Origin of the sequence: Streptomyces sp. MB09-02B, from assembly GCF_033794485.1 — a bacterium.
Taxonomy (GTDB): Bacteria; Actinomycetota; Actinomycetes; order Streptomycetales; family Streptomycetaceae; genus Streptomyces.
Map to the genome: position 1 here is coordinate 1 of NZ_JARGEE010000415.1, position 7630 is coordinate 7630.

General features: G+C 73.0%; 9 protein-coding genes. 4 read left to right on the forward strand and 5 right to left on the reverse strand.

All coding sequences use genetic code 11. The features are described from left to right. The 3 genes from P1P70_RS36400 to P1P70_RS36410 form a co-directional block, all read right to left on the reverse strand. The coding region (locus P1P70_RS36400; RefSeq protein ID WP_319245405.1) for a DNA glycosylase AlkZ-like family protein at positions 1 to 879 on the reverse strand (879 nt) is incomplete at its 3' end. 45 nt (positions 880 to 924) lie between these two features. Further along, positions 925 to 1764, reverse strand: coding sequence for an alpha/beta hydrolase (locus P1P70_RS36405; RefSeq protein WP_319245406.1), 840 nt, complete (start codon positions 1762 to 1764; stop codon positions 925 to 927). A gap of 174 nt (positions 1765 to 1938) precedes the next feature. Further along, positions 1939 to 2928: a GlxA family transcriptional regulator gene (locus tag P1P70_RS36410; protein WP_319245408.1), complete on the reverse strand. Its 990-nt coding sequence runs from the start codon at positions 2926 to 2928 to the stop codon at positions 1939 to 1941. Between the two features lie 82 nt (positions 2929 to 3010). On the opposite strand from P1P70_RS36410, the gene P1P70_RS36415 reads away from it, so the two are divergent. Beyond that, on the forward strand, positions 3011 to 4336 hold the full coding sequence (locus tag P1P70_RS36415) for an MFS transporter (protein ID WP_319245410.1): 1326 nt from the start codon (positions 3011 to 3013) through the stop codon (positions 4334 to 4336). Positions 4337 to 4385: 49 nt separating this feature from the next. After that, complete coding sequence (locus tag P1P70_RS36420) at positions 4386 to 4688, forward strand: hypothetical protein (RefSeq protein ID WP_060887798.1); 303 nt, start codon at positions 4386 to 4388, stop codon at positions 4686 to 4688. Between the two features lie 144 nt (positions 4689 to 4832). Here the strand turns inward: P1P70_RS36420 and P1P70_RS36425 are convergent, their stop codons facing one another. Further along, complete coding sequence (locus tag P1P70_RS36425; protein WP_319245413.1) at positions 4833 to 5804, reverse strand: GlxA family transcriptional regulator; 972 nt, start codon at positions 5802 to 5804, stop codon at positions 4833 to 4835. 179 nt (positions 5805 to 5983) lie between these two features. On the opposite strand from P1P70_RS36425, the gene P1P70_RS36430 reads away from it, so the two are divergent. Next, positions 5984 to 6445 carry a protease gene (locus tag P1P70_RS36430; protein WP_319245415.1) on the forward strand — a complete coding sequence of 154 codons (462 nt, stop codon included), beginning with the start codon at positions 5984 to 5986 and terminating at the stop codon, positions 6443 to 6445. A 37-nt stretch (positions 6446 to 6482) separates the two neighbouring features. Continuing rightward, positions 6483 to 6983, forward strand: a complete 501-nt coding sequence (locus P1P70_RS36435; RefSeq protein WP_319245417.1) for a levansucrase — start codon at positions 6483 to 6485, stop codon at positions 6981 to 6983. Here P1P70_RS36435 and P1P70_RS36440 read toward each other — a convergent pair. Next, positions 6974 to 7504, reverse strand: coding sequence for a hypothetical protein (locus P1P70_RS36440; protein WP_319245418.1), 531 nt, complete (start codon positions 7502 to 7504; stop codon positions 6974 to 6976). The two genes, P1P70_RS36435 and P1P70_RS36440, sit on opposite strands and share 10 nt — an antisense overlap. Positions 7505 to 7630: the final 126 nt, after the last annotated feature.

Here is a 7630-nt window from a genome sequence, read left to right on the forward strand (position 1 = left end):
GGGTGGGGCGGGGGTGTCCTCCGGGGGGCGTGGGGCGCCCGGGATGTCGTAGAGGGTCTGGCCCGTGTCAGCGGCTTGGAGGGGTTCGAGTTCCTCCGGCATGGCTGCCAGTGCCGTCTTGATGCGGCGCTGCGGGATCAGCGCGAACTGGGCCATGTCCGCGATCGTCGCCGGACCGAATCCCTGGAGATAGCGGCGGATGAGGGTGCGGAGACCCTCGGCGGCCGCGTCCGGGTCCGTGAGGGACGGCCGCGGGGAGGCCGCCACGTAGGACTGGCGGGTGTCGAAGGACCAGGGGCCGCCGGTCGGGGCGTGCCACAGGGGCGCGTAGTGGCGGAGCATGCGGTGGGCGCCGGTGTCCAGGGTGACGGTGGCGGTGGCCGTAGCAGCGGGGCCCGGGGCGGCCGTGTCCGGCGTGGCCGTGTCGTCGAGGTGGGCCTCCAGCCAGGCGCGGAGTTCGGCGGCCGTCCGCACCGTGCCGTCGGCGTGGTCGAGGAGGCGCGGGAGGAAGGCGTCGGCGTCGGCGGCTGTCAGGCCGGAGGCGCGGTAGCGGGGGTCGCCGAGGCGGGAGCCTCGCAGGGTGGGTTCCATCGCCTCGCGGAACGGGGTGTAGTCGTCCGCGTGGACCGTGTGGACGGTGATCCGCATCAGCGTCGCCCGGACGAGGCGGTGTTCGGTGAGCGCCGCGTCCAGCGTGGCGGGGTCGAAGGGGGACAGGCGGTTCCACAGGGCGATGTACGGGGAGGCCGGGTGTTGGGCCTGGAGGGCCACGATCCGCCGTATCGCCTCCGTCGCGTCCAACTGGTCGCGGGAGAGGAGTAGTTGGCGGGCGAGTGTGGCCCGGTTGAGTTCTCGGGCGGTGAGATTCCTGGTCCCCATGGGGAGATTGTCGCCCGTCCCTTCGGTGATGTGTTCAGCTCCTCCTCAACTGCCGCTGGCGTGCAGCGCGGTGAGGAAGTTCGACATCGCCGTGTGCAGGCGGCCCGGCTGGTCCAGGTGTACGTCGTGGCCCGCGTCCTCGATGACGGTGAGGTCTGTTCGGGTGCCCGGCGGGCGGGTGGTCGGCATCGCGGCGGCGTCGGCGGCCGCCATGGTGCCGCGCGCGCCGCGTACGACGAGGGTGGGGCAGGTGGTGGCGGCCCACTCCGCGTGGTACGGCGTATCGGCCGGCTCCGCGATCGCGGCGAGCATCGTGGCGCGGTCCGCCCGGGGGTACCAGCCGTCGGGGCGGTGGTCGAGGTTGCGGGACCAGCTCGGGTGACCGAAGAAGTCGGCTGCCTGGGACGGCGAGTCGAACGGGGTCGGCCAGCTGTCCAGCCAGGCGGCTATGTGGGCGGGAAGGGTGGGGTCGGGGACGCCCGGGCCCGCCTCGATCAGGATCAGGGAGTCGAGGAGTTCCGGGTGCGCGGCCGCGGCGAGGAAGGCCGTGTGGCCGCCGAGGGACTGGCCCACGAGGGTCAGAGGGGCCTGTCCCGGGAGAGCGAGGCCCAGTTCGCGGATCACCGTCACCGCGTCCCGTACGCACGCCGCTCGGCTCATGTCCGTCGGGCGGCGCGTGCTCGCGCCGTGGCCCCGGGCGTCGTACGTCACCACGCGGTGGCCGTCCGCAAGGAGGCGGGGGACAAGGTCGTCCCACTCTCCCTGGTGGCCGGCGAGGCCGTGCAGCAGGAGGAGGGTGCGGCCGTGCGCGTGGGGCGGGACGTGTTCGCGGTGGGCCAGGCGGATGCCATCCTGGGTGGTGAGGTGAGCGACGGTGGGGGTCATCGCATGATGGTGGCGTCCGGTGGGCGGCGATGTCAGCGGGACCGCTCCGGTTGCCCAGGGTCTCGGTCGTGAGTCGCGCCTTCGCAGGGCCCTCTGCGTCACCTCGCGGAGCACCCCTCTGCGTCACATCTCAGAGCACCCATCGACGCCACATCGCAGGGCACCCCCACGACCTCACATCGCCCGAAACGTCGTCCGGTACGCGCTCGGGGACGTGCCCAGCGTCTCCTGGAAGTGCCGGCGCAGGTTGGCCGCCGTGCCGAGGCCCGTGCGGGTCGCGACCTGGTCGACCGGCAGATCCGACTCCTCCAGCAACTCCCGGGCCAGCTCGACGCGTTGCCGGGTGAGCCAGGTCATCGGGGTCGTCCCCACCTCCTCGCGGAACCGCCGGTTGAAGTTGCGCACGCTCATCGCCTCGCGGGCCGCCAACTGCCCCAGGGTGACGGGCTCGTGGAGGTGGCGCAGCGCCCATTCGCGGGCCGCGGAGGTGGCGGGTGCCGCGAGGGCGGGCACGGGGCGCCGTACGTACTGGACCTGGCCGCCCTCGCGGTGCGGTGGCACGACCGTGCGGCGGGCCACGTCGCCCGCGACGGCCGTGCCGTGGTCGCGGCGGATCATGTGCAGGCACAGGTCGATGCCGGAGGCGCAGCCGGCCGAGGTCAGGACGTCACCGCCGTCGGTGTAGAGGACGTCGGGGTCCAGCTCGACCTTGGGGAACAGGCGGGCGAACAGGTCGGTGTACCGCCAGTGCGTGGTGGCCGTGTGCCCGTCGAGGAGTCCGGCGGAGGCGAGGACGAAGGCGCCGGTGCAGATGGAGGCCATCCGGGTGCCGGGGCGGATCCGGGCGAGGGCGTCGGCGAGGGGGGCGGTGAGGTCGGGGGCGTTTTGGACGTAGTCGTCGTGGGAGGACAGGACGATGACGGTGTCCGCCTCGGCCAACGCCTCCGGGCCGTAGGGCACGTTGACCGTGAAGTCGCCGTCCGTGCGGGTGTCACCGGCGCGCAGCCCGCACGTGACGACCTCGTACAGCGGCTCCCCGTCCGCCGTCGCACCCTCTCTCGCCTGCCCGAACAGCTGGTGCACGATTCCCAGTTCGATGGGCAGGAGCATCTGGCGGGCCAGTACGGCGACGCGATGACGTCCGGGGTGGGCGAAGACAGACATGGCCACAGGCATGTCCACATTCTTGCGCACCAGGTCCATCTGGCCACTCGTGGGGGCGGCCCCGGCCCCACAGGCTGGACCCATGGCTGAGCTGACCACCACTCCTGGACACGAGCGGACCGAGGCCCACGAGGGTGGGCGGGCCGGTCCCCCGGGCCCCCGTTTCCACCGCGCCTGGGCCGTGGCCCTCGCCGCCGGGGCCGCCATCGTCACCGCCGGGGCCTTCACCACCGTTCCCGGGCTGCTCGTGACCCCGCTGCACGCGAGCTACGCCTGGGACCGGGGCCAGATCGCCCTCGCCGCCTCGGTCAACATGGTCCTGTTCGGTCTCACCGCCCCCTTCGCCGCCGCGCTGATGGACCGGGTCGGCATCCGGCGCGTGGTCGTCGGCGCCCTGCTGCTCGTGACGGCGGGCGCGCTGCTCACCAGCGTGATGGCCCAGTCGTGGCAACTGACCGCGTACTGGGGTGTGTTGATCGGTCTTGGCAGCGGCTGTCTCACCATGACGTTCGCGGCGAGCATCACCGGCAGCTGGTTCGAGCGGCGGCGCGGCCTGGTCACCGGAGTGCTCAGCTCCTCCAGCCACCTGGGCCAGCTCCTCTTCCTGCCGCTGCTCGCCTGGGGCGTCGACCGGCACGGCTGGCGTCCGCCGGTGGTGACGCTGGCGTTCGTCGCCCTCGCGGTGGCCGCCCTCGTCCTCCTGCTGCTGCGCGACCACCCGGCGGACGTGGGCGCGAAGCCTTACGGGGCACGGGAGTTCGTACCGAAGCCGCCGCCGGTGTCGGGGGCGGCGCGGCGTGCTCTGAGGGTGCTGTTCGACGCCGCGCGGACCGGGCCGTTCTGGGTGCTGGCCGGGATGTTCGTCATCTGCGGCGCCTCCACCAACGGGATCATGTGGAGCAACTGGGCGCCGGCCGCCCACGACCACGGCATGCGCGCCACCGCCGCCGCGTCGCTGCTCTCGCTGATCGGCGTGTTCTCCGCGCTGGGCGCGGTCTTCTCCGGCTGGCTCACCGACCGCTTCGACCCGAGCCGGCTGCTGTCCGCGTACTTCGCGGTCCGCGCGCTGACCCTGCTGGCGCTGCCGATGGTGTTCTCGTCCACTGTCACCCCCACGATGGTCGCCTTCGTCGTCGTGTACGGCCTCGTCGACGTGGCCACCGTCCCGCCGGTCATCGCCCTCGCCGACCGCGTCTACGGCGAGCACGGCCCGATCGTCTTCGGCTGGGTCAACTCCGCCCACCAACTCGGCGCGGGCGCCTCCGCGTTCCTCGGCGCCGCCGCCCGTGATCTCCTCGGCGCGTACGACGTCGTCTGGACCAGCCTCAGCGCGGTCTGTCTGGCCGCGTCCCTGCTGGCCGTGGTCGTACGGGGGCCTCGGCAGGCCCGGCGGGTGGCGGCCCAGTAGCCTCGGGCGCGACGGACCTGGCGCAGGACACGGGAGGCAGGAGGCAGTGATGGCGAGGGTTCCCACGGCGGCGGTGGCCGCGAGCGGGCTCATCGGCGGGTACGGGGTGGCTCGCTGGACGAAGAAGCGCCCGCTGGGCGGGGCGGTGCTCGCGGTGGCGGGTGCCGCGGCGGCCCAGCAGTGGCAGAAGGCGGCCGGGGGCAGGGCCGCGGGCGCGCTGACCGCCGGGTACGTGGCCGCGTTCGCCGGGTCGCATCCGCTGGCGAAGAAGGTGGGGGCCTGGCCGGCGGTGTTCGGGGTCGCCGGGGTGGTGGCGCTGGCTTCCTGGGTGGTGGCCGACCGTAAGGGATAGCCGCGCCGGAAGGGGAGCCGCCCCCGGAAGGGGAGCCGCCCCCGGAAGGGGTAGGGGGTCCGGCCGGTCGGGGGCCGCCGGTCGTCCGTGGTCGCTCGCGCAGTTCCCCGCGCCCCTGACGGGGCGGAGCGCGGCCCCCGTTCATCAGCGACCCGTCGGCGTACCCCCCTCCCCCCGGAACGCCCGCCGGTACGCGTACGGGCTCGTCCCCACCACCCTCTTGAAACGGTCGCGGAAGGCGGTCGGGGAGCCGAAGCCCGCCTGGGTCGCGATGCGGTCGACGGTGTGGTCGGTGGACTCCAGCAGGTACTGGGCCCGACGGACCCGCGCCCGGTGCAGCCACTGCAAGGGCGTCGTGCCCGTCTGTTCGCGGAAGCGTCGGTTCAGCGTGCGGGTGCTCGTGCCGGCGTGGAGGGCGATGTCGTCCAGGGTCAGATCCCGCTCCACGTTCTGCTCCATCCAGCGCAGCAGGGGCTCCATGGTGGCGCCGGCGGGCGCCGGGGGCTGGTCCTGCACGATGAACTGCGCCTGGCCGCCCTCCCGTTCGAGGGGCATCACACACATCCGCGCGGTGAACGCGGCGACCGCCGAGCCGTGGTCGTTGCGGATCATGTGCAGGCACATGTCCATGGCCGCGGCGGCGCCCGCCGAGGTCAGGAACTGGCCGTTGTCGACGTAGAGGACGTTCGGGTCGACGGTGACCTCCGGGTGGCGGGCCGCCAGATCGGGGGCCGCGATCCAGTGCGTGGTGGCGCGCAGCCCGTCCAGCAGCCCCGTCGCGGCGAAGAGGAACGCGCCCACGCAGATCGACGCGATGCGCGTCCCGCTCGCCGCCGCGGCGTGCAGCGCCTCCGTGACCCCCGGCGGCAACGGCAGGGTCGGATCGGCCGTCCCCGGCAGGATGATCGTGTCCGCCTCGGCGAGCGCCTCCAGCCCGTACGGCGCCCGCACGCTGAACGGTCCCGCCTTCACCACCCCGTCCCCCGCCGCCGAGCAGACCCGCACCCGGTACGCCTCCCTCCCGTCCGGCAGCCGCGCCCAGCCGAAGGTGTCGACGGGGGCCGACATGTCGAAGGGAATCACGTCGTCGAGCGCCAGTACGGCCACGGTGTGCATGGCGGGAGCGTAGGCCCGTACCGGGTTCCGGCCAACAGGGCCCGGGCTTCTCCCACTCCACGGTGGCGGTGACGGTGGCGGTGACGGTGGCGGTGGCGGTGGCGGTGGCGGCGAGAATCCGTTGGGACATGGCAATCCCGCCACTACTGCGCGATCCTTCCGCGCCCTACCGTCCCCTCGTGACCAAGTTCCTTCTCTCCCTCCACGTCCTCGCCGCGATCATCGCCGTCGGGCCCGTCACCGTCGCGGCCAGCATGTTCCCGCCGAGCGCCCGCAAGGCGCTGGCCGAACCCGACAGCGAGCGGGCGGTGTCGGCCGTACGGCTGCTGCACCGGATCTGCCGGGTGTACGGCGGTGTGGGCATCGCCGTGCCCGTGCTCGGGTTCGCCACAGCGCTGAGCATGGGCGTGCTGAAGGACGCCTGGCTGATCGTGTCGATGCTGCTGACCGCCCTCGCGGCCATGGTCCTGCTGGCGCTGGTGCTGCCCCGGCAGGAGGAGATCCTGGAAGGGATCGGCGGCACCGCCGTCGACGCCGGGACCACGGCCCGACTCGCCATGTTCACGGGCGTGTTCAACCTGCTGTGGGCCACGGTCACGATCCTGATGATCGTCCGGCCCGGTTCGACCACGGGCGCCTGACTTCCCAGCACGGCTGGAGCCGGTGCATGATCCGGCCATGCATCCACAGCAGACGCCCTCCCAGGCCTACCTCGCCTCCGTGGCCGCCCGTCTCGCCGCCGACGAATGCCGTACGTGGTGGGAGGAGTGGGCCGGGGTGCCCGTACTCATCGGGCGCCGGGCCGACTTCCGGTGGAGCTGGATGGGGACGAAGCTGCACCTGTTCACGGTCGCGGCGGCGGTCCAGGAGATAACCATCCCGACCGTCGAGACCTTCACCGACCAGGTGCTGACGTACGCGAAGAAGACCAAGGGCGGTCTGCCGGCCGGGATCCAGAACGGCATCGGCGCGTTCCCGGTGCTGGTCAGCGACCGGGTGGACCCGGCGGCCGTCCGCTGGGCGGAGGCCCAGCAGCGCAACAAGTGGGCGTGCATGGCCCGGCCCGTGGTGGTCGACAGCACCCAGCAGTACGTGGGCTCGTACCGGGGCACCCCGGCCATCGGCCTCGCCTACTCGTCGTACTTCGAGGAGAAGGCCCGGCGGTACTTCTACGGCTGACGGGCTCCCGGACGGCGGCCGGGCGGCGGCTGCTCGGCGAACCGGGCGGTGGCCGAACAATCCTCGGACCGGCTGTGGATCAGCCACCGCTCGTCCACCGGATCCGTCCGGAACCGGCGTGCCACCGAGGACGCGACCAGCACCCACGCGCCCAGCACCAGCGTGAAGAAGGCCCAGGACAACGGCCATACGTCCGCGTCCGGCGGCTCGGTGTGCGCGTGGAAGGACAGGTACATCAGAGCGGACGGCGGGACGGCGGTCAGGAGCAACGGCCAGGCCAGGGCGTCCCGGTGGCCGAAGTAGGCCGCGAGGACCAGCAGGACGAGGGCGAGGACGACGACCCCCGTGACGGTCACGGGGGTCGCCTCCCTGAGGGATCCCTCCAGTTCGGGGCGGTCGCGCAGGTCCCACGGGAGACAGAGGCGGTACGCGGCCGCGGCGAGCGCGGCGCCGAGCAGGCGGGTCAGCCAGCGTTCCGGCCAGGGGCGCGTGCGCAGGGGGCGGAGCAGCTTCTCGGTCATACGTACGAGGTTTCCCGCCCGGAAGCCGAGCCGACAGAGTACGGATACTCAAACCGCCCCCCGCATACCCAGAAGACCCCGACCGAAGCCGCGCCCGTAAGGGGCGCGGCTTCGGTCGGGGTCTTC

Bases quoted from the DNA above. Each gene is read 5' to 3' on its own strand.
- P1P70_RS36405 (WP_319245406.1), bottom strand. From the start codon at position 1,764: ATGACCCCCACCGTCGCTCACCTCACCACCCAGGATGGCATCCGCCTG.
- P1P70_RS36410 (WP_319245408.1), bottom strand. From the start codon at position 2,928: ATGTCTGTCTTCGCCCACCCCGGACGTCATCGCGTCGCCGTACTGGCC.
- P1P70_RS36415 (WP_319245410.1), top strand. From the start codon at position 3,011: ATGGCTGAGCTGACCACCACTCCTGGACACGAGCGGACCGAGGCCCAC.
- P1P70_RS36420 (WP_060887798.1), top strand. From the start codon at position 4,386: ATGGCGAGGGTTCCCACGGCGGCGGTGGCCGCGAGCGGGCTCATCGGC.
- P1P70_RS36425 (WP_319245413.1), bottom strand. From the start codon at position 5,804: ATGCACACCGTGGCCGTACTGGCGCTCGACGACGTGATTCCCTTCGAC.
- P1P70_RS36435 (WP_319245417.1), top strand. From the start codon at position 6,483: ATGCATCCACAGCAGACGCCCTCCCAGGCCTACCTCGCCTCCGTGGCC.
- P1P70_RS36440 (WP_319245418.1), bottom strand. From the start codon at position 7,504: ATGACCGAGAAGCTGCTCCGCCCCCTGCGCACGCGCCCCTGGCCGGAA.